This is a genomic window from Rhizorhabdus phycosphaerae (genome assembly GCF_011044255.1).
Lineage (GTDB): Bacteria > Pseudomonadota > Alphaproteobacteria > Sphingomonadales > Sphingomonadaceae > Rhizorhabdus > Rhizorhabdus phycosphaerae.
Window position 1 is genome coordinate 2,772,473 of sequence record NZ_CP049107.1, and the last position, 18,939, is coordinate 2,791,411.

At 66.5% G+C, this 18,939-nt stretch carries 18 protein-coding genes; 14 read left to right on the top strand and 4 right to left on the bottom strand.

Annotated elements, in window-relative coordinates; all coding sequences use genetic code 11:
• Nucleotides 1–9 precede the first annotated feature (9 nt).
• From G6P88_RS12875 to galE, 7 genes are all read left to right on the top strand, one after another.
• Nucleotides 10–1,299 carry a dicarboxylate/amino acid:cation symporter gene (locus tag G6P88_RS12875; RefSeq protein ID WP_165323522.1) on the top strand — a complete coding sequence of 430 codons (1,290 nt, stop codon included), beginning with the start codon at nt 10–12 and terminating at the stop codon, nt 1,297–1,299.
• Between the two features lie 42 nt (nt 1,300–1,341).
• Nucleotides 1,342–2,451 (top strand): sensor histidine kinase, encoded by a 1,110-nt coding sequence (locus tag G6P88_RS12880; RefSeq protein WP_165325176.1) that lies wholly within the window; start codon nt 1,342–1,344, stop codon nt 2,449–2,451.
• Nucleotides 2,448–3,248 carry a LytR/AlgR family response regulator transcription factor gene (locus G6P88_RS12885; protein WP_165323523.1) on the top strand — a complete coding sequence of 267 codons (801 nt, stop codon included), beginning with the start codon at nt 2,448–2,450 and terminating at the stop codon, nt 3,246–3,248. The genes G6P88_RS12880 and G6P88_RS12885 overlap by 4 nt, the downstream gene beginning before the upstream one ends.
• A 72-nt stretch (nt 3,249–3,320) precedes the next feature.
• Nucleotides 3,321–4,172, top strand: coding sequence for an HpcH/HpaI aldolase/citrate lyase family protein (locus G6P88_RS12890; RefSeq protein ID WP_165323524.1), 852 nt, complete (start codon nt 3,321–3,323; stop codon nt 4,170–4,172).
• A gap of 129 nt (nt 4,173–4,301) precedes the next feature.
• Nucleotides 4,302–6,362 (top strand): PAS domain S-box protein, encoded by a 2,061-nt coding sequence (locus G6P88_RS12895; RefSeq protein WP_165323525.1) that lies wholly within the window; start codon nt 4,302–4,304, stop codon nt 6,360–6,362.
• Nucleotides 6,359–6,985 (top strand): response regulator transcription factor, encoded by a 627-nt coding sequence (locus tag G6P88_RS12900; RefSeq protein WP_165323526.1) that lies wholly within the window; start codon nt 6,359–6,361, stop codon nt 6,983–6,985. Before G6P88_RS12895 ends, G6P88_RS12900 begins: the two co-directional genes overlap by 4 nt.
• Nucleotides 6,986–7,046: 61 nt before the next feature.
• The gene (gene galE / locus G6P88_RS12905) at nt 7,047–8,057 is read left to right on the top strand and encodes a UDP-glucose 4-epimerase GalE (RefSeq protein WP_165323527.1); all 1,011 of its coding nucleotides are present in this window, start codon (nt 7,047–7,049) and stop codon (nt 8,055–8,057) included.
• Between the two features lie 14 nt (nt 8,058–8,071).
• Here the strand turns inward: galE and G6P88_RS12910 are convergent, their stop codons facing one another.
• Complete coding sequence (locus tag G6P88_RS12910; RefSeq protein WP_165325177.1) at nt 8,072–8,728, bottom strand: glutathione S-transferase; 657 nt, start codon at nt 8,726–8,728, stop codon at nt 8,072–8,074.
• Nucleotides 8,729–8,863: 135 nt separating this feature from the next.
• Between G6P88_RS12910 and G6P88_RS12915 the strand changes: the two genes are divergently transcribed.
• Both G6P88_RS12915 and G6P88_RS12920 read left to right on the top strand, forming a co-directional pair.
• Complete coding sequence (locus tag G6P88_RS12915; protein WP_165323528.1) at nt 8,864–10,081, top strand: polyhydroxyalkanoate depolymerase; 1,218 nt, start codon at nt 8,864–8,866, stop codon at nt 10,079–10,081.
• Between the two features lie 323 nt (nt 10,082–10,404).
• Nucleotides 10,405–12,375, top strand: a complete 1,971-nt coding sequence (locus G6P88_RS12920) for an OPT family oligopeptide transporter (RefSeq protein WP_165325178.1) — start codon at nt 10,405–10,407, stop codon at nt 12,373–12,375.
• 12 nt (nt 12,376–12,387) lie between these two features.
• Here the strand turns inward: G6P88_RS12920 and gluQRS are convergent, their stop codons facing one another.
• Nucleotides 12,388–13,245 (bottom strand): tRNA glutamyl-Q(34) synthetase GluQRS, encoded by an 858-nt coding sequence (gene gluQRS, locus G6P88_RS12925; RefSeq protein WP_165323529.1) that lies wholly within the window; start codon nt 13,243–13,245, stop codon nt 12,388–12,390.
• A gap of 173 nt (nt 13,246–13,418) precedes the next feature.
• Here gluQRS and G6P88_RS12930 point away from each other — a divergent pair, with 173 nt between their 5' ends.
• Complete coding sequence (locus G6P88_RS12930; protein ID WP_165325179.1) at nt 13,419–13,985, top strand: HNH endonuclease; 567 nt, start codon at nt 13,419–13,421, stop codon at nt 13,983–13,985.
• 119 nt (nt 13,986–14,104) lie between these two features.
• Nucleotides 14,105–14,443 carry a PilZ domain-containing protein gene (locus G6P88_RS12935; protein ID WP_165323530.1) on the top strand — a complete coding sequence of 113 codons (339 nt, stop codon included), beginning with the start codon at nt 14,105–14,107 and terminating at the stop codon, nt 14,441–14,443.
• 18 nt (nt 14,444–14,461) lie between these two features.
• Here the strand turns inward: G6P88_RS12935 and G6P88_RS12940 are convergent, their stop codons facing one another.
• Nucleotides 14,462–15,604 (bottom strand): M14 family metallopeptidase, encoded by a 1,143-nt coding sequence (locus G6P88_RS12940; protein ID WP_165323531.1) that lies wholly within the window; start codon nt 15,602–15,604, stop codon nt 14,462–14,464.
• Nucleotides 15,601–16,215 (bottom strand): DUF4136 domain-containing protein, encoded by a 615-nt coding sequence (locus G6P88_RS12945; RefSeq protein ID WP_165323532.1) that lies wholly within the window; start codon nt 16,213–16,215, stop codon nt 15,601–15,603. The genes G6P88_RS12940 and G6P88_RS12945 overlap by 4 nt, the downstream gene beginning before the upstream one ends.
• A gap of 250 nt (nt 16,216–16,465) precedes the next feature.
• Between G6P88_RS12945 and ykgO the strand changes: the two genes are divergently transcribed.
• The 3 genes from ykgO (at nt 16,466) to G6P88_RS12960 (ending at nt 18,859) form a co-directional block, all read left to right on the top strand.
• The gene (ykgO, locus tag G6P88_RS12950; protein WP_003046794.1) at nt 16,466–16,591 is read left to right on the top strand and encodes a type B 50S ribosomal protein L36; all 126 of its coding nucleotides are present in this window, start codon (nt 16,466–16,468) and stop codon (nt 16,589–16,591) included.
• A gap of 8 nt (nt 16,592–16,599) precedes the next feature.
• Entirely contained in the window at nt 16,600–17,214 is a 615-nt protein-coding gene (locus G6P88_RS12955) for an HAD family hydrolase (protein ID WP_345719207.1), read from the top strand.
• 544 nt (nt 17,215–17,758) lie between these two features.
• On the top strand, nt 17,759–18,859 hold the full coding sequence (locus tag G6P88_RS12960) for an endonuclease/exonuclease/phosphatase family protein (protein WP_165325180.1): 1,101 nt from the start codon (nt 17,759–17,761) through the stop codon (nt 18,857–18,859).
• Nucleotides 18,860–18,939 lie beyond the last annotated feature (80 nt).

Below are 18,939 nucleotides of genomic sequence, written 5' to 3' on the forward strand. Positions count from 1 at the left end.
GTTTCCGCGATGATCATCGACACGGCCGACGCGCCGGCGACCCGGCCGCCCTTCTGGCGCTCGCTCTATGCGCAGGTGCTGGTGGCGATCCTGCTCGGTGTGGCGCTCGGTTGGCTGGCCCCGGACGTGGGCGAGCAGCTCAAGCCACTCGGCGACGCTTTCATCAAGCTGGTCAAGATGATCATCGCGCCGGTGATCTTCCTCACGGTTGTCACGGGCATTGCAGGGCTCGGCCATCTGGGCGAACTCGGCCGCGTCGCTGCCAAGGCCTTCGGCTACTTCCTGACCGTATCCACGCTGGCGCTGATCGTCGGGCTGATCGTCGCCAACGTCGTCCAGCCCGGCAGCGGGCTCCACATCGCTCCCGCCGCGCTCGATGCGAGCCATGTCGCCGACTATGCGCAGAAGGCGCACGACCAGTCGCTGGTCGGCTTTCTGATGGGAATTATCCCCGACACGCTGCTGTCCGCCATCGCCAAGGGCGAGATATTGCAGGTGCTGTTCGTCGCGATCCTGTTCGGCATCGCCCTGTCGCTCGTCGGTCCCCGGGCAAGTCCTGTGCTCGATCTGCTCGAGACGCTCACGCTGGTGATCTTCCGGCTCGTCGCGATCCTGATGAAGGCGGCCCCGATCGGCGCTTTTGGCGCGATGGCCTTCACCATCGGCAAATTCGGGGTCGGGACGCTAGCCAATCTGGGCGGGCTGATCCTCTGCTTCTACCTGACTTCCGCCCTGTTCATCCTTGTCGTTCTGGGATTGATCGCGCGCGCCGCAGGTTTTTCGATCCTGCGCCTGATCGCCTATCTGAAGGACGAACTGCTGCTCGTGCTGGGCACGTCGAGCTCTGAGAGCGCGCTCCCGAACCTAATGACGAAGATGGAGCAGGCCGGCTGCGCCAAGCCGGTCGTCGGGCTGGTGGTGCCGACCGGCTATTCCTTCAACCTCGACGGCACCAACATCTACATGACGCTGGCGGCGCTGTTCATCGCCCAGGCCTGCGACATCGACCTGTCGCTGGGCGAACAGATCAGCCTGCTGCTGGTGGCGATGATCTCGTCCAAGGGCGCGGCGGGGGTAACCGGGGCGGGCTTCGTGACGCTGGCGGCCACGCTGTCGATCGTGCCGTCGGTGCCGGTCGCCGGCATGGCGCTGATCCTGGGCATCGACCGGTTCATGTCCGAATGCCGCAGCCTGACCAATTTCATCGGCAATGCCGTCGCGACCGTGGTCGTCGCCCGCTGGGAAGGGGGACTCGATCGCGAAAAGCTGGCCGCCGCCCTCGGCCACCGCGGCGCTTAGCGAGGCTAAACAAACGCCCCGGCATCGGCTAAGCCTTCCATGATGCCAATTTCGCTTATCGGCTCGAAGCCGTTCTTCGACGACAAGAACCACGCCTTCTGGGTGCTCCAGTCGGCCGGCTGGACGGGCTATTTCGTCCTGCGCGCGCTCGGCGGGCTCGCCAACAACATGGGGCTGTTGTTCGTCGTCCCGACCGCCCTGTCGACCGCCACGGGCTATTCGCTGACCCTGCTGATGGCGTCGGCCTATCGCCGGCTGATCCGGTTGCGGCCGATCGTGACCTGGACGGTCTCGATCCTGATCCTGGTCTTCGCCTCGGTCACCTTCTCGTCGATCGAGACCTGGGCGCATGCGACCTTCTATCGACCGCAAGAAATGCCCAAGGGCATCCAGTTCTTCGGCGCGATCCTGCTCGACCTCGCGCTGCTCGCCGCCTGGTCGGCGCTCTATTATGGCATCAACTTCTACCTGCTGCTCGAGGAGCAGTCGGACCGCGTCCAGCGGCTGGAGAGCCAGGCCAGCTCGGCACAGCTGGCGATGCTGCGCTATCAGCTCAACCCGCATTTCCTGTTCAACACCCTCAATTCTATCTCGACGCTGGTGCTGCTCAAGGAAACCCAGCGGGCCAACGCGATGCTGTCCCGCCTGTCGTCCTTCCTGCGCTACACGCTCGCCAACGAGCCCGAGGGCACGGTCAGCCTGACCCAGGAGGTGGAGACGCTGAAGCTCTATCTCGACATCGAGAAGATGCGGTTCGAGGATCGCCTGCGCGCGAGCTTCGAGATCGACCCCCATGCAGCCGAGGCGCGGCTGCCGTCGCTGCTGCTGCAGCCGCTGGTGGAGAATGCGATAAAATATGCGGTGACTCCGCTCGAGGAGGGCGCGGACATCAACGTCACCGCCCGGTTGACCGGCATGGAACCCGATCGCCGCCTGATCATTACGGTCACCGATACTGGCCCGGGGTTGACCGATGGAGTGACGCGTCCCACCTATTCGACAGGCGTCGGTCTGGCGAACATTCGCGACAGGCTGGCGCAGGCATATGGCACGGACCAGAGATTTGAGGTCCAGACTGATCGGGCGGAAGGGTTCGGGGTCGTTATCGACATCCCCTTCCACACCGCGAAACAGCGCAAGGACAATGCATGACGATCCGCACCATTCTCGTCGATGACGAGCCCCTGGCCATTCAGGGCCTGAAGCTCCGGCTGGCGCCGCACGAGGATGTCGAAATCATCGAAACCTGCCTGAACGGCCGGGAAGCGATCCGCGCGATCAAGACCCACAAGCCCGATCTGGTCTTTCTCGACATCCAGATGCCCGGCTTCGACGGATTCTCGGTGATCCAGGGCCTGATGGAGATCGAGCCGCCGCTGTTCGTCTTCGTCACCGCCTATGAGGATCACGCGATCAGGGCCTTCCAGGCGCAGGCGCTCGATTATCTGCTGAAGCCGGTCGACGAGCAGCGGCTGGCCGATACGCTCGACCGGGTGCGCCAGCGGCTGGCCGAAAAAAAGGGCATCGAGGAAGTCGGCCGTCTCAAGGAAGTGCTGGCCGAGGTCGCACCGGATGCGGTCGATACGCTCGGCGAGGGCGATGAGGCACCTGCCTCGAACCGCTTCGAGAAGATGATCAACATCAAGGATCGCGGCAAGATCTTCCGCGTCGACGTGGACTCGATCGAGCGCATCGATGCTGCCGGCGATTATATGTGCATCTACACCGGCGACAACACGCTGATCCTGCGCGAAACGATGAAGGATCTCGAGAAAAGGCTGGATCCCCGTCGCTTCCAGCGCGTCCACCGCTCGACCATCGTCAATCTCGATCTGGTCCGCGAGGTCAAGCCGCACACCAATGGCGAATGTTTCCTGGTGCTCGATTCGGGCGCGCAGGTGAAGGTCAGCCGCTCCTATCGCGAGGTCGTGGCGCGCTTCGTCCATTGAGGTCCGGCGGCTGCGGCTGAAGGCTTGATCGCGGGCGCGGATGCTTTCATGCCGGGCGCGAAGGAGTTCCGCATGACCGTCAGACCCCGCCGCAGCGCCCTCTACATGCCCGCCTCGAACCAGCGCGCCATCGACAAGGCGCGCGACCTGCCGTGCGACGTCGTCATCCTCGACCTCGAGGATGCGGTGGCGCCGGAGGCGAAGGAGGAGGCGCGGGCCAATGCGGTGCGCGCCGTCCGCGACGGGGGTTTCGGCGAGCGCGAGCTCGTCATCCGCGTCAACGCGCTCGGCACGCCCTGGGCACAGGACGATCTGGCGGCCGCCGTTGCCGCCCGCCCCGATGCGATTCTTGCGCCGAAGGTCGGCGATGCGGAGATCGTCCATCGCTATCTGGCGGCGCTGGCCGAGGCGCCTCCGACGACGGGGTTCTGGGCGATGGTGGAAAGCTGCCGCGCGATTTTCCGGCTGGACGCTGTTGCCGCGGCCATGGCGGTGCGCCCCGGCGCTTTCGTGCTGGGGACCAACGACCTTGCCAAGGAGATGGGCGCGCGCCTCACCGTCGAGCGCACCCCCTTTCTGGGAATGATGGCGATGGCCGTCGCCGCTGCGAAGGGCCACGGCCTCGCGGTGCTGGACGGCGTCTACAACGCTTTCGACGACGAGGCGGGGCTGGCCCGGCAATGCGTCGAGGCGCGCGCCTATGGCTTCGACGGCAAGACGCTGATCCATCCCCGCCAGATCGAGGTCGCCAATCGCGCCTTCAGCCCGGACGATGACGAGATCGCCTGGGCCCGCGCCGCCATCGCGGCGTTCGAGCTGCCCGAGAATGCCGGCAAGGGCGCTGTGCGGGTGGGGGGCGAGATGGTGGAGCGTTTGCATCTCGACCAGGCGCAGGCGGTGCTGGCGAGGGCCGCTAAAAACTGACGGTCTGCTGTAAACCCGGGGCTTCCCCGTAGTTCCGCTTATCGCCGTGATTCGCTGAACGAAGGGAAAAGACCCGAAGGGGGAAAGAAGACGCGGGCCTTACCCCTCCTGCCGCGCGCTATGTCGCGCATGGCCATCGATCGTCGGACCATCGGTCTCCTGGCGGCGTTCGCGCTCGTCCTGATCGGAACGCTGCTCCGCGCTGCTTATCTCGCTCCGCCATTCGGACCGGCCGACGTCCTCCAGATCGTGCTTCTGGCGCTGCTCGCCTTCTCGGCGCTGCTCGGCGCGGCCTGGACCGCCCATGTGCGGGCGGTCGTTTCGGCCGATCTCGAACGCCGCGAACTGACCGATGCGCTCGAACTCACCGCCGTCATGGTGGTCGATGATTGCGGCGTGATCCAGCATTGGTCGCGGGGCTGCGAGGAACTTTACGGCTGGTCGGCGGCTCATGCGGTGGGCGCGCGTCGCGTCGACCTCCTGTGCAGCCGATCCCGGCAGAGCCTCAAGGGGTTGTGGACCAGCCTGCTGCGCGAAGGGCGGATGACCAACGAGATGGTCGAATATCATCGCGATGGCCGCCAGCTCATCGTGCACGACAATATCAAGCTCCTCGACCAGGGCCTTGGCCGCCATGCGGCGGTGATCGCCGTGACCGACGTCACCGAATGGCGCAACGCGCAGGATGCCCTGCGGCTCAGCGAGGCCCGCCTGGCGACCGCCGTGTCCGTCCAGGGCATCTTCATCTACGAAATCGACCTGCCGTCGCGGCGGCCGATCTGGACGACACCGGGGGAGATGTTCTTCGGCCGTCCGCTCGAAAATTGTGCGGGCGGTAGCCCGGTCGACGGGCCCGGTCCCGAACATTATACCCATATGCGCAAGGCGCTCGAGGCGATCGAGGCCAGCGGCCATGACCGCGTGCATTTCGACTTCGAGTTCGAGCATCCCCGGCGGGGCAAGCGGCTCGCGGAAGGCTGGGCGCGGATCATCCGCGATCTCGACGGGCGACCGTTGCGCCTGCTCGGTACCCATCTCGACGTCACCGAACGGCGCGCGCGAGAGCGGGCCCTGCGCTCCGGAGAGGCCGAGCGCGAGGCGATCCTCGCGACCGTTCCCGATGCCATGTTCGTCTGCAACCAGCGCGGCGTGGTCCGCGTGTGCAGCGCCTCGGCCTGCCGCCTGCTTGGCTATCCCGAGGCGGAACTGGTCGGCCGCAGGCTGGTGGACCTGATCGAGGATGATCGCGGTCGGTCCGCGATCCGCCGCGACCTGCGCGCAGCGCTCCACCGGGGCCTCGATTCGGAATGGCCACTGCCAATCAGCCTGCGCCGCGCCGACGGCGAAATCCTGCCCTTGTCCTTCGTGATCGGGCAGACACGGATCGATGGCGCCCGCCTGTTCGTCGTGTTCGGGCGCGACATGCGGCCGGCGATCGCCACAGAAGAGCGATTCCGGCGGATGAACAACGATCTGTCGCAGGTCTCCCGTCTCGGCATGATGGGCGAAATGGCCGCAGTACTCGCGCATGAGCTCAGCCAGCCGCTGTCGGCGGTGGTCAATTTTCTCGGCGCGGTCGACCTGATGCTGGGGTCGACCGAAGAGCCTGATCCGGACAGGCTGCGTCACGCGGTGGTCCGGGCCAGCGAACAGGCTTCGCGTGCGGGGGAGATTATTCGGCGCCTGCGGGCCTTCATCCTGCGCGGAGAGGCCGACATGCGGGCAGAATTGCTCCCGGCGCTGGCACGGGAAGCAGCCGCGCTGGCACTGTTCAACAGCGGCGCCTTCGGCATCCGGCTCCATTACGAATTCGAAGAGGAAGACCGTTACGTGCTGTGCGACCGGGTGCAGATCCAGCAGGTTCTGGTCAACCTGATCCGCAACGCCGCGGATGCCATGGCCGCAAAGGGAAATGGCCCGCACGACCTCACCATCGCAACGACTTTAGCGAGAGACGATTTGATCGAAGTGCAAGTGCGTGATTCGGGCCCAGGCGTGGCGCCCGAAATGCTTGAAAGGCTGTTCCGGCCATTTGCGACCACCAAGCGCGAAGGGCTCGGCTTCGGCCTGGCCATATCGCGCCGGATCATCGAAGCGCATGGTGGCCAGCTGTCGGCGGAATCGGTTCCGGGAGGAGGCGCTGTCTTCGCGTTCACGCTGCAGCCGATGAGCGGGGAGGGCGGGCGATGACCGAGCGGCATGTCTATGTCGTCGACGACGATGATGGCCTGCGTGCCTCGGTCGAGATGCTGCTCGAGGCGGCGGGCGGCTTCATCACCTCCGGCTTTCCCTCGGGCGAGACCTTCCTGCAGGAACTTCCGCGTCTTGAGCCGGGCTGCGTGCTGCTCGACCTCAACATGCCGGGCCTCAACGGGCTCGAGGTGCTGCGCCTGCTGCGTCAGCGCGATCGCCGCTTCGAGACGATCCTGCTGACCGGACAGGGGGACATCGGCATCGCGGTCGAGGCGATGAAGGCCGGCGCGATCGACTTCATCGAGAAGCCCTATGACAACCGGATGCTGCTCGGGGCGCTTGCCGCCGGTTTCGCCCGGATCGAAGATCGCGAGCGCGAGGAGAGCGCTATTCAGTCCGCGCGTGACGGCATCGAACGACTGACGCCGCGCGAGCGCGACGTTCTGCTGGGGCTGATCGATGGCAAGGCGAACAAGATCATCGCCTTCGAACTCGACATCAGCCCACGCACTGTGGAGATCTATCGCGCCAATCTGATGGACAAGCTGGGCGTCCGCAGCGTGGCGGAAGCGGTGCGGATCGCCTTCGCGGCTGGGCTGGTTTCGGTGCTGCCGAAATAGGCTGAACGTAACGGCGCGCAGAGAGTTTGACCGGTCCGTGCGTGCCGGATAGGTCAGTGGCATGACTTCCGCTGCGTCCCGGCCCTTCTCCGTCCTCGTCACCGGCGGCGCCGGCTACATCGGCAGCCATGCCGTGCTGGCGCTGCTCGATGCCGGCTGGCAGGTGTCCGTCCTCGACAATCTCGTCACGGGCTTCCGCTGGGCGGTGGACTCCCGCGCCCGCTTCCACGAAGGCGACATTGCCGACGACGCGCTGGTCGCGCGCATCCTGGCCGAGGACGGGATCGGTGCGATCCTCCATTTTGCGGGCTCGGTCGTCGTCCCCGAATCGGTCGTGGATCCGCTCAAATATTATCGCAACAACACCGCCAACAGCCGCAGCCTGATCGAAAGCGCGGTGCGGGGCGGCGTGCGCCATTTCCTCTTCTCCTCGACCGCGGCCACCTACGGCATCCCGGACAGCATTCCGGTCCGCGAGGACATGCCGACCGTCCCGATCAATCCCTATGGCATGTCGAAGCTGATGACCGAGGCGATGCTCAAGGACGTCGCCGCCGCGCATCCGATCAACTATTGCGCGCTGCGCTATTTCAACGTCGCCGGGGCCGATCCGCAGGGCCGCACCGGCCAGTCGACGGCGGGCGCCACGCATCTGATAAAGGTTGCGGTCGAGGCCGCGCTCGGCCGGCGGCCCGAGGTGGCGATCTTCGGGACCGACTATGCGACACCGGACGGCACCGGGGTGCGCGACTATATCCATGTCGCCGATCTGGCCGACGCACATCTCCATGCGCTCGAAACGCTGATCGCCGATCCGGATGCGAGCCATGTGATGAACTGCGGCTATGGCCGCGGCTTCTCCGTGCTCGAAGTGCTCGACTCGGTCGATCGGATGGCGGGCAGCAGCATCGTCCGCCGCATGGAACCGCGCCGCGCAGGCGACCCGGACGCGCTGATCGCGGACAATAGCCGCATCCTCGCGACGACCCCATGGCGCCCGCGCCTGGCCGACCTCGACACGATCGTGGCGCACGCGCTGGCGTGGGAACGAAAGCTCGCCGCGCGGGGCTGATCAGCCGAGCGCCGTCAGAATTCCGCGTCCAGTTCCTCGACCTCTTCGGGCTCCTCCAGCGCAGCCTTCGTCCATTGCTGCATCAGCGGCCAGGCAATCACCGTGTCGCGATAGGCGGCGCAGGCGGGAGCGAGCGGGACCGCATAGGTGACGAAGCGGGTCGCCACCGGGGCGAACATCGCGTCTGCCACGGTCGGCGCGGCGCCGAACAGCCAGGGGCCGCCATAACGGGCGATACAATCCTGCCAGATCGCCTCGATCCGCTCGATATCGGGCTTTGCGCCGGCGAACAGCCGGAAGCTCTCATGCCGCGTGCGGAGGTTCATCGGTAGCGCCGAGCGGAGATTCTGGAAGCCCGAATGAATCTCGCCCGATATCGAGCGGCAATGCGCGCGAGCGAGCTTGTCGGCGGGATAGAGGCCTGCATCGGGAAAGCTCTCGTGCAGATATTCGGCGATGGCGAGCGTATCCCAGATGCCGGCGCCTTCATGGGTCAAACGCGGCACCAAAACCGAGGGCGACAGCAGCAGCAGCTCTGCCCGCTGGCCCGGCGCATCGATCGGGACCATCTCCTCGACGGGGTCGAGCCCCGCCATCCGGCAGAGCAGCCAGCCGCGCAGCGACCAGGAGGAGTAGTTTCGGCTGGACAGCGTCAGGACGGCTTGCGGCATCGGCACCCCCTCTATGTCTGCGATCATGGCACCAAAGCGGGACGGGCGTCAAAATTTTATGGCGCAGTGCAACATAAAAACATTGGCACGCGGTCAAAGAGCTGGCTTATTGTCCGCAGAGGGGGCGCGTCTGCCATGTTGTATCAGTTCTACCAGGCGATGACCGATCTCGCCGCGCCGATGCGGATGATGGCCGAGGCGGGGCTGCGGGCGCGGCCCATGTTCGGGGCGCTGGCCCGGGAACCGCTGGCCAACAGCATGTTCGCGGCGCTGGACATGGTCGCGAACACCCGGCTGATCGCCGAACGGCCCGACTATCGCATCACCACCGCTCTGAGCGGCAATGCGGATGTGCCGATACGCGAGGAGGTGATCGCCGCCACCCCCTTTGGAGATCTGCTTCGCTTTGCCAAGGACGGTCCCGTCCTCGAACAGCCCAAGGTGCTGCTCGTCGCCCCGATCTCGGGCCATTTTGCCACGCTGCTGCGCAACACGATCGAGGTGCTGCTGCGTGACCATGACGTCTATGTCACCGACTGGAAGAATGCGCGCGACATTCCCCTGGCGGCCGGGGCGTTCGGCTTCGACGACTATGTCGACCATGTCGTCCATTTCCTCGAGGAAATCGGCCCGCCGGTCCACATGGTCGCAGTGTGCCAGCCCTGCGTCCCCGCGCTGGCGGCGGTTGCGCGTATGGCGGAGGACGCCAATCCCGCCTGCCCGCGCAGCCTGACGCTGATGGGTGGACCGGTCGACGTGCGGATCAATCCCACTGCCGTGAACGAGCTCGCCACCGCCAACAGTTTCGAGTGGTTCAAGGACAATCTCATCCATAGCGTGCCCCTGCGCTACGAGGGGCGGGGGAGGAAAGTCTATCCGGGCTTCCTTCAGCTGAGCGCCTTTATGGCGATGAACTCGGGCCGCCATTTCGAGCAGCATCGCACGCTCTATCAGCATCTTGCCGATGGCGAGGAGGAGCAGGCGCGGTCGATCCGCGAATTCTACGACGAATATTTCGCGGTGCTCGACCTGACCGCCGAATTCTATCTGGAGACGATCGATCGCGTGTTCCAGCGCGCCCTGCTGGCAAAAGGCGAACTCGACCATCGCGGCAAGCGTGTCGATTGCAGCCGGATCCGGCGTACCGCGCTGCTGACCGTCGAAGGCGAACGCGACGACATCTGCGCGGTCGGCCAGACCGCAGCGGCCCACGATCTTTGTACGGGACTGCGCCCGCATATGAAGCGCCATTATCTGCAGGCCGGCGTCGGCCATTATGGCGTGTTCAGCGGTCGGCGCTGGGAAAGCCAGATTTACCCGCAGGTGCGGGCCCACATCCTCGCCGCCTCCTGATCCTCACGGCCGCGCGGCGCGGTAGCCGTTCCAAGCACCAGGCAAAAAAAAGAGGCCGATCCCGAGGGACCGGCCTTGAAAGTTTTAGGAGAGGATGCCTGAAAGGCCTCTCCTTTGTGCATCTGCGAACATGATTCGGCAAGCAAAAAATGTGCAGGTGCGAAAAGAAGCTGCAATCGTTTGATTCTGCCGTTTTTTCGAGTTTCATCGCTGTCAGTTCACTGCACCTGCGTTGATGGCCATGGTCGGGGCACTCCGCCGCGGCATTGCCACGTCGGGTGGGACAGAGCATGCAGGCGGAGAATGGCGACAAGGACGACGCGATGACGGGACGGGACGGCGCGGTCGTGCGCGAGCTGACGCTGCGGGGCGTGTTGCTCGGCATTGCGATCACCTTCGTCTTCACGGCGGCGAACGTGTATCTCGGGCTCAGGGTGGGCCTGACCTTTGCGACCTCGATCCCGGCGGCGGTCATCTCGATGGCGCTCCTGCGCCTGGTCCGGGGCAGCACCATCTTCGAAAACAACATCGTCCAGACCGTGGCGTCTGCGGCGGGTTGCATCGCCTCGATCATCTTCGTCCTGCCGGGGCTCGTGATGATCGGCTGGTGGCAGGGCTTTCCCTTCTGGCAGACCTTCTTGCTCTGTGCGTCGGGCGGGATGATGGGCGTCGTCCTGTCGGTGCCGCTACGGCGCGCGCTGGTGACCGGTTCCGATCTTCCCTATCCCGAGGGTGTCGCCGCCGCCGAGGTGCTCAGGGTGGGCACGCAGACCGTCGAGGGTGCGGCCGAGGCGCGCGCCGGGCTGCGGACGATCGGGCTCGGGTCGCTGGCATCGATCGGTTTCGCCCTGCTGGCAGCCACCCGGCTGGTCGCGGCCGAGGCTTCGACCTGGTTCCGGCTGGGCGGAAGCTATGCCGCGACCGGCGTGTCCGCGTCGCTGTCCTTCGCGCTGCTCGGCGCGGGGCATCTGGTCGGCCTGTCGGTCGGCCTCGCCATGGGGCTGGGGCTGCTCATCGCCTTTGGTGTCGCCACCCCGATCCTGTCGGCGATCGCAGCTGCGCCCGGCCCCGCCGAAGAGGCCGCGCTCGCCGTGTTCGCCGGACAGGTGCGCTTCTTCGGTGCGGGTGTCATCGCCGCCGCCTCGATCTGGACGCTGGGCAAGCTCGCACGCCCCCTCTGGCGCGGCATGGCCGACGCAATGGCCGCGTCCCGCCGGCGCAAGGCCGAAGGTGCGCTGCTGCCGATCGAGGAACAGGATGTTCCGGTGGGCTGGCTCGCGGTCATCGTCGTCCTGGTGGCATTGCCGATTCTGGGGCTGCTCTGGCATTTTCTGGCCAGCGGCCCGCTCGCCGGTCTTGCCGTGCCGCTGTCGCTCGCCTTCTATGTCTACGTCCTGCTGATGGGCGGGTTCGTGGCGGCCGTGTGCGGTTATATGGCGGGGCTGATCGGTTCGTCCAACAGCCCGGTGTCGGGCCTCGCGATCCTCGCCGTGCTGGGGTCCGCGCTGCTGCTGGCGGTTGCGGTCAGGCCGTTGGCCGGCGCCGAGGCGGGGCCGCAGCTCGTCGCCTTCGCCCTGTTCGTGACCGCGCTGGTGCTCGCCTGCGCGGTGATCGCCAACGACAATCTCCAGGACCTCAAGACCGGCCAGCTGATCGGTGCGACGCCGTGGAAGCAGCAGGTCGCGCTGATGGTCGGCACGCTCGCCGGGTCCGCCGTGATCCCCCCGATCCTCGACCTGCTCAACCAGGCCTATGGCTTCGCCCCGCTGCCGGGCACGGGTCTGCCGAGCCCGACGTCGCCGCTGCCCGCGCCGCAGGCGACGCTGATCGCCGGCCTCGCGCGCGGCATATTGGGCGAGGGGCTCGACTGGAACATGATCTTTCTGGGCGCGGGCGCGGGCCTCGTGTTGGTCGCGCTGGACGCGCTGCTCGGCCGCCGCGGTCTGTTGCGCCTGCCGCCGCTCGCGGTCGGGATCGGCATCTACCTGCCGATGTCGGCGACCTTGCCGGTCGTCATCGGCGCGGTGATGGGCCATCTCTACGAACGCCGCCATCGGGGCGGTGCTGCCCAACGCATGGGGGTTCTGCTCGCTTCGGGCTTCATCGTCGGCGAAAGCCTGTTCGGGGTGCTGCTGGCCGGGCTGATCGTCGCGACGGGCAGCGGTGCGCCGCTCGCGCTGGTGGGCGGCGCACATCCGGGCCTCGCCATGGCGGCCGGGGCCGTGCTGGTCGCGTTGTTGCTGGTGCTGCTCTACAGGGGAGCGGCCCGCGCCGCTGCGCGCATTGGGAGCTGAGCGGACACGCGATCAGCCCGTAGCGTGTGCACCGCGCAGTTGCGCCAGGATTGTGGCAGGGTCCGTCCCATCCTCGCGCATCGACGCCAGCGATGGGGATCCGGCGCGCTTGGCCAGGCGATTGCCGTCCGCATCGGTCAACAGACCATGATGATGGTAACGCGGCGTCGGCAGCCCGAGCAGCGCCTGGAGCAGGCGGTGCACATGGGTCGCCTCGAACAGGTCGCGCCCGCGCACGATGTCGGTGACCCCCTGATCGGCATCGTCGACCGTGACGGCGAGGTGATAGCTGGTCGGCGCATCCTTGCGCGCCAGCACGACATCGCCATGCACCTCGGGCCGGGCGACGACGCGCCCCGCATCGGCATCATGCCACTCGAGCGGCCCGGTCAGGGCAATCGAGCGTCCGGCGTCCAGCCGCCAGCAATGCTGTTCGCCGGCCGCGATCCGTTCGTCCCGTTTGCCCGCTTCGAGCAATCGGCAGGTGCCGGGATAGAGCGGGCCATCTGGCCCATGTGGCGCACCGGCGCTCGCTGCGACTTCCGCCGCGATCTGTGATCGCGTGCAGAAACAGGGATAGACGAGGTCCATCGCCTTCAGCCGATCGAGCGCGGCGGCGTAGAGCGGAAGCCTTGCCGACTGGAACAGGGGCGGGGCGTCCCAGTCGAGCCCCAGCCAATGAAGATCCTCGATTATGCCCGCGACATGTTCGGGCCGGCAGCGACCCGGGTCGATGTCCTCGATCCTGAGCAGGAAGAGTCCGCCACCTGCGCGGGCGAGGTCGTGGGCGCGCATCGCCGAATAGGCGTGACCCAGATGCAGGCGGCCCGTCGGGCTGGGAGCGAACCGGGAAATCAGCGGTTCGCGCACAGGGACTCTTGACGAGGAGTCAACGGAAATGCTGTCATGCCCATGTCACGCTTTCCGGCGAAAGAGTGGCCACAGAGGACGCGGCCGGTTCGGCCATAGGCGTTCCGGTGTGCGAACGGAAGGTCGAGGGCGAAGCGACCGGTTCTCCACTTTGCGGGAGGCCTGGTTCGACCATGTACCACTCCGATCTCATGCGCCATCCGGACAGTTGCCCGGCGCTCGTCCTCAATGCCGACTACACCCCTCTCAGCTATTATCCGCTGTCTTTGTGGAACTGGCAGACGGCGATCAAGGCGGTCTTCCTCGAACGGGTCGACATCGTCTCGCATTATGACCGCGAGGTCCGCAGCCCCAATTTCGCGATGAAGCTTCCCTCGGTCATCGCCCTGCGCCAATATGTGCGCCAGTCCGAAAACCCGGCTTTCACCCGCTTCAACCTGTTCCTGCGCGACCGCTTCTCCTGCCAATATTGCGGCGCCACCACCGATCTGACCTTCGATCATGTCATCCCCCGCGCACAGGGTGGCCGCACGACCTGGGAAAATGTGTCCACGGCCTGCGCACCGTGCAATCTGCGCAAGGGCGGACGCACCCCGCGCCAGGCGGGCATGCGCCTGTTCGAGGCGCCCCGTCGGCCGACCAGCTGGGAACTGCAGGAAAATGGCCGCAGCTTCCCGCCCCATTATCTCCACCAGAGCTGGCGCGACTGGCTCTACTGGGACACCGAGCTAGACGCCTGACAGCGCTGGCCATATTGCCCGTTGCCCGTCGCCTCCGTCCCCAGTACAGCCCTGGAGTTGACCGCGAACGATTGCAGCCGACGGCGGGGGCCGTCGGATCGGCGCGGCGGGGGAGGTCTATGTTTTCTTCGGAGGTGGTGGTTCGCGAAGGTCGATGCCGCAGGGCGACGCCCCGTCACGCCGCCGCGTTCGAGACGCAGATCCGCCTGAGGACGGCAAGCCGCGCGCCATGCCGGATCATCGACATCTCGTCGGGCGGCGCCCGCCTGCGGCTGTACCAGGATCTCGAGCCGGAAACGTCGATCGGCCTTTCTCTGCCGGGACGTGGACTGGTCGACGCGCACATCGTCTGGGCCGACGGGCGCGAGGCCGGCTGCCGTTTCGATCGGCCGCTCGACGAAGCGACTGTCGCAGTGCTGCAGGCGAGTGCGACCGAGCGCGGCGCCGGCAGCGCCTGAACCGGCCCGGCCGCGCGATCAGCCCCGCGCCGGCAGGTCGTCCAATATCTGGTGAAGCGCGTCGAGGCAGGCTGCGCCAAGACGCTTCGACCGCTCGGGCGACCAGCCATGCTCGGGGTCGGGCAGGTCGTCATTCTCCTTGAACGGCATTTCCAGCGTCGTCGACACGCAGCCGAAGCGATGGGCGAGCTGGTTGGTCGACATCGCCAGATTCGCCTTGCCCTTCGGCGCGATGCCATAGCCGTGCCGCGTCTGGAAATCGGGCGTGCAGCGGGCCAGCGTGTCGCGGAACAGGTGGTAAAGGCGGCCCTGCTCCTCGGTCCAGTTGGGGATGCCTTCGAAACCGGCGATGAAGGCGTGGGGAATGGCCTCGTCGCCATGCACGTCCATCGCGAAGTCGACCCCGGTCCGGTCCATTCGCTGCAGGACGCAGAGCACTTCCGGGCTACGCTCGGCGGTCGGTGAGGCCCATTCGCGGTTGAGGTTCACGCCCGCCGCATTGGTGCGCAGATGGCCGCGCCGCGACCCGTCGGGATTCATGTTCGGGACGATGTGGAAGGTGGCGCGGCGGCGCAGGCTGCGCGCGACTGGATCATGCGGATCGGTCAGCCGCTCGAGCGCGCCTTCCATCCACCATTCGGCCATTGTCTCGCCCGGATGCTGCCTGGCGTAGAACCAGACGGTCTTCGGCCCCTCGCCCAGGGTCAGCAGGTCGATGTCCTGCCCGTCGAGCGTCTCGCCGATGCGTTCGTGGCGTACGCCGGGGCGGACCGCCATTCGCGCAATCAGGTCATGATGCCGCTCCATCGAATAGGGCGCGAAATAGGCGAGCCACACGGCGTCGGTCTCGGGGGTCAGCTCGATCGTCAGCACGCCGTCCGCATAACGGGTCGGCACCCGCCGCCATGTCTCGCGGTCCGACGAGGCGCAGGCGCGATAGTCGGTCCAGCCCTGCGGATAGGCGGCACCGCCGGCATTGCCGATGCGCAGTACCAGCGGAACGCCCTTCGCGCCCGTCAGGCGGAAGTGGAACCACTGGTAGAAGTCGGACTGGTGGTCCTTGACGATGGCGAGGTCGAAGCGATTCCCCTCGCGACCGAGGACCGAGATGTTGCCGCTGTCGAAGCGGCTGGAAATGGCGATGCCGTCAAATGCTGTCATTTCACCGTGATAGTCTCGCCGGAACGGCCGGGGAAGTCCCTGAACAGGGCCGAGGCGAGGCGCGAGACGGCCGCTTCGGTCGCGGATTCGGGGGCACCGTCGCGGGAGATCGTCTCCGCCCGACCTTCCCAGATCACCGTGCCTTCCGAGCGGCGCTTGATCTGGACCGACAGGCGCGTGGCGACGTCCATCCGCTCCTTCGATTTGCCGATCGGGAAGCTGACGGAGCCGCCGAGGCCGACCCCGGTGCCACCGCCCCAGCCGCCGCCGCTGCTGCCGCCCAGGCCGATCGACATGGAAGACCCGCTGCGTTGACCGGTCGGGCGCCAATTGCGCTCGACGTCGATCACCGCGACCTGCTCCGACTTGGCGACATCGGGGGCGACGCTGAAGTTCAGCCGGCGCAGTTCGGATGCGACAATGCCGGCATAGGTCTGGAACTCGAGGTCCTTGGCCAGGGTCGGGTCGCGCGAGGTGACCGCTATGTCCCCCGATGCGATCGGCTGGCCGAGATGGAAACGGGTCACGCGCACCTCGGGGGTCTGCGCGGCGCAGCCCGCCAACGCGGCGGCGCAGCCCAGCAGGATCGCCTTGGACAAAATCGTCTTCATTTCCAACCTCCGGCCGATGCTCCATGGTCAACGCCGGAGCGTCGTTTTGGGTGCATCATGAAATCTGGACTGTCCATGAACGATTCGCCGCGACGGCGGATGAAAGAGCGTTCATTATCGTCGAAACGCGCCCGATCGACCGCAGCAGAACGGCCTTTCGGGCAAAACAGACATTGACTCGCCCCGCGCCAGACCATAGGGGGACGCCTCGTTTTTCAACATATCAGGTTAGAAAGCAGGCGCGTTCGCCATGAAGATCCGCAATTCGCTCAAGTCCCTCAAGGACCGCCATCGGGATAACCGCGTGATCCGTCGCCGTGGCCGCACCTATGTGATCAACAAGACCAACCGCCGCTTCAAGGCGCGTCAGGGCTGATCGATCCGCTGGTCGAAGGTCGCACGCGCGCCGTCATCTTCGATGTCGGCAATGTGCTCTACGACTGGAATCTCCGGCAGTTCTTCCAGAAGCTCGTGCCCACGCACGAGCTTGAACTGTTTCTGCGCGACGTCGTCACGCTCGACTGGCACAATCAGCATGATGCCGGCCGGCCTTTCGCCGAAACGAGCGCCGAGCTGATCGCGCAATGGCCGCGCTTCGAAAGCGCGATAGCGGCCTTCGGTCCCCGCTTTTCCGACACCGTCACCGGCCTGCTGCCGGGCATGGGCGAAATTGTCAGCACGCTGCATGCGCGGGGCGTGCCGCTCTACGCCATCACCAATTTCAGCGATGAGTTCTGGCCGCCCTTCCGGGCGCGCGAGGCTGCGATCTTCGACCTGTTCGAGGATGTCGTCGTGTCTGGCACCGAGCGGCTGGTGAAGCCCGATCCCGCCATCTACCGTCTCGCCCTCGACCGCTTCGGCCTCGCTCCGCACGAGGCGATCTTCGTCGACGATCGGGAAGACAATGTTCGCGCAGCCGAGGCGCTGGGCATCGCCGGCCATCATTTCCATGGGGCCGAACCGCTGCACGCCGAACTGGAGCGGCGTGGCCTGCTCTGACGCAGCCCGACGCTGCGCAAGTTTTTTTATCCTTTGACCTCGATCAAATGCGAATCACCCGCGCCGCGCGAAACTCCTCTCATCGAACGAGGAGACAGCGACATGATCAGCTTCATCGGTGACCATTATCTCTTTCTGCCGGTGGCGGCGGCCGCGCTCTTCATGCTTGTGGTGAGCGTCGTCAGCATCGAGGACGCCTTCCGCAAGAATTGACCCCTTTCGGCCTGGCCGGAAACGGCGGCGTCTACATCCCCTCCTCCTGGACGCCGCCGTAAGAATCGCCCGACCCCTCTCGGGCGTGGGGGGCCGTCCGGCCCAGGCCGGACAGCTCGGCCCGCACCTCCGCAGATCGTCCCGGCGCACCCTTGGGACGGTAGGCGGCAGGGCGGGCCGTTTCCCGTTCTTCCTCTGCCATCGGAAGAGCGCTCTCTGGCGATCCGCGCGTGAGGGCTGATCAGCCCTCGCCGCCGCCTCGCGGCTTGGCAGTTTCATCCGATCCCGTCATGAGCGGGGTGGACGGACAGGAGGCCGGGTGCGCGATCGGATGACGGTGAACAACAGGCGGAGCCGCGCGACGGCTGCGCTGCTCCTCCTCACGCTTCTGGCCGCCTGTGCGACGCCGCTGCCGCGCCGTGCGCTGAACTGCCAGCAGGCGGAGGCGCCGCGCCTGATGCGGTCGGCGGATGGGCGCTTCACCACGACCGAATTGTCGGTGCTCACCTATAATGTCGAAGGGCTGAGCTGGCCCGCCCGGTCGGGGCGTGGGCCGCAGCTGCGTGAGATCGGGCGGCGCCTCGCGGCGATGCGCGCGGAAGGGCGCGCGCCCGACGTCGTCCTGTTCCAGGAGATGTTCAGCGGCCCGGCCAAGAAGGCGCTGGCGGACAGCGGCTATCCGGCCATCGCCGGCGGCCCGCGCCGGATGACGCCGGCGGGACCCGCCACGCGGGAAAAGCTGCCGGGCCGGACCCGCTGGCTGCTCGGCGAACTGGGGCTGAAGCTCACCAGCAGCGGCCTGGCCATCGCCTCGCGCTACCCGCTGCTCGACCACCGGGCAGAGGCCTATGGCCGCCGTTCCTGTGCGGGAATCGATTGCCTCGCGAACAAGGGGATCATGCTGGTGCGCCTCGGCATTCCGGGCGTGCCGGTGCCGGTCGACCTGTACAACACCCATATGAACGCGCGCGGCGCGTCCAAGGCGTCGAACGTCCGCAACGCCGCGGCGCATGACCGGCAGGCGCTCGAGGCGTCCTTCTTCATCCGGCGCACCCATGAGCCGACGCATCCGCTGGTCTTCGGCGGCGACTTCAACATGCGCAAGTCGGAGGAGCGCTGGGAGAATTTCTCACGCTATCAGTCGCTCGGCCTCGTCCACGAACAGTGTCTCGGCGGAGCGCATGGCTGCGATGTGCGCCTGTCCTGGGACGGAGACGCGCCGTGGATGGACACGCAGGACCTGCAATTCTTCGAGCCGGGCGACCGCGTCGCGATCCGCCCGATCCGGGTGGAGGCGATGTTCGACGGGGGCGCGAGCGGGCCGGAATTGTCCGACCATGACGGCTTCCTCGTCACCTATGAACTGCGCTGGCCATCGGACATGACCCGCGCCGGCACCTGTCCGGCGATCGGCCCGCCGCTCGGCCGCTGATCGGTGACCCTGACCTTAACGAGGGCTAGGAAGTAGCGCCCCCCTGCGCGAGGCTGCTGTCGACCGACCTGAGTCGGCAT

What these genes read in the sequence shown, in the direction of transcription:
- G6P88_RS12875 (WP_165323522.1), top strand. Translation starts at nt 10, where the DNA reads ATGATCATCGACACGGCCGACGCGCCGGCGACCCGGCCGCCCTTCTGG.
- G6P88_RS12880 (WP_165325176.1), top strand. Translation starts at nt 1,342, where the DNA reads ATGCCAATTTCGCTTATCGGCTCGAAGCCGTTCTTCGACGACAAGAAC.
- G6P88_RS12885 (WP_165323523.1), top strand. Translation starts at nt 2,448, where the DNA reads ATGACGATCCGCACCATTCTCGTCGATGACGAGCCCCTGGCCATTCAG.
- G6P88_RS12890 (WP_165323524.1), top strand. Translation starts at nt 3,321, where the DNA reads ATGACCGTCAGACCCCGCCGCAGCGCCCTCTACATGCCCGCCTCGAAC.
- G6P88_RS12895 (WP_165323525.1), top strand. Translation starts at nt 4,302, where the DNA reads ATGGCCATCGATCGTCGGACCATCGGTCTCCTGGCGGCGTTCGCGCTC.
- G6P88_RS12900 (WP_165323526.1), top strand. Translation starts at nt 6,359, where the DNA reads ATGACCGAGCGGCATGTCTATGTCGTCGACGACGATGATGGCCTGCGT.
- galE (WP_165323527.1), top strand. Translation starts at nt 7,047, where the DNA reads ATGACTTCCGCTGCGTCCCGGCCCTTCTCCGTCCTCGTCACCGGCGGC.
- G6P88_RS12910 (WP_165325177.1), bottom strand. Translation starts at nt 8,728, where the DNA reads ATGCCGCAAGCCGTCCTGACGCTGTCCAGCCGAAACTACTCCTCCTGG.
- G6P88_RS12915 (WP_165323528.1), top strand. Translation starts at nt 8,864, where the DNA reads ATGTTGTATCAGTTCTACCAGGCGATGACCGATCTCGCCGCGCCGATG.
- G6P88_RS12920 (WP_165325178.1), top strand. Translation starts at nt 10,405, where the DNA reads ATGACGGGACGGGACGGCGCGGTCGTGCGCGAGCTGACGCTGCGGGGC.
- G6P88_RS12930 (WP_165325179.1), top strand. Translation starts at nt 13,419, where the DNA reads ATGTACCACTCCGATCTCATGCGCCATCCGGACAGTTGCCCGGCGCTC.
- G6P88_RS12935 (WP_165323530.1), top strand. Translation starts at nt 14,105, where the DNA reads ATGTTTTCTTCGGAGGTGGTGGTTCGCGAAGGTCGATGCCGCAGGGCG.
- G6P88_RS12940 (WP_165323531.1), bottom strand. Translation starts at nt 15,604, where the DNA reads ATGACAGCATTTGACGGCATCGCCATTTCCAGCCGCTTCGACAGCGGC.
- G6P88_RS12945 (WP_165323532.1), bottom strand. Translation starts at nt 16,215, where the DNA reads ATGAAGACGATTTTGTCCAAGGCGATCCTGCTGGGCTGCGCCGCCGCG.
- ykgO (WP_003046794.1), top strand. Translation starts at nt 16,466, where the DNA reads ATGAAGATCCGCAATTCGCTCAAGTCCCTCAAGGACCGCCATCGGGAT.
- G6P88_RS12960 (WP_165325180.1), top strand. Translation starts at nt 17,759, where the DNA reads ATGACGGTGAACAACAGGCGGAGCCGCGCGACGGCTGCGCTGCTCCTC.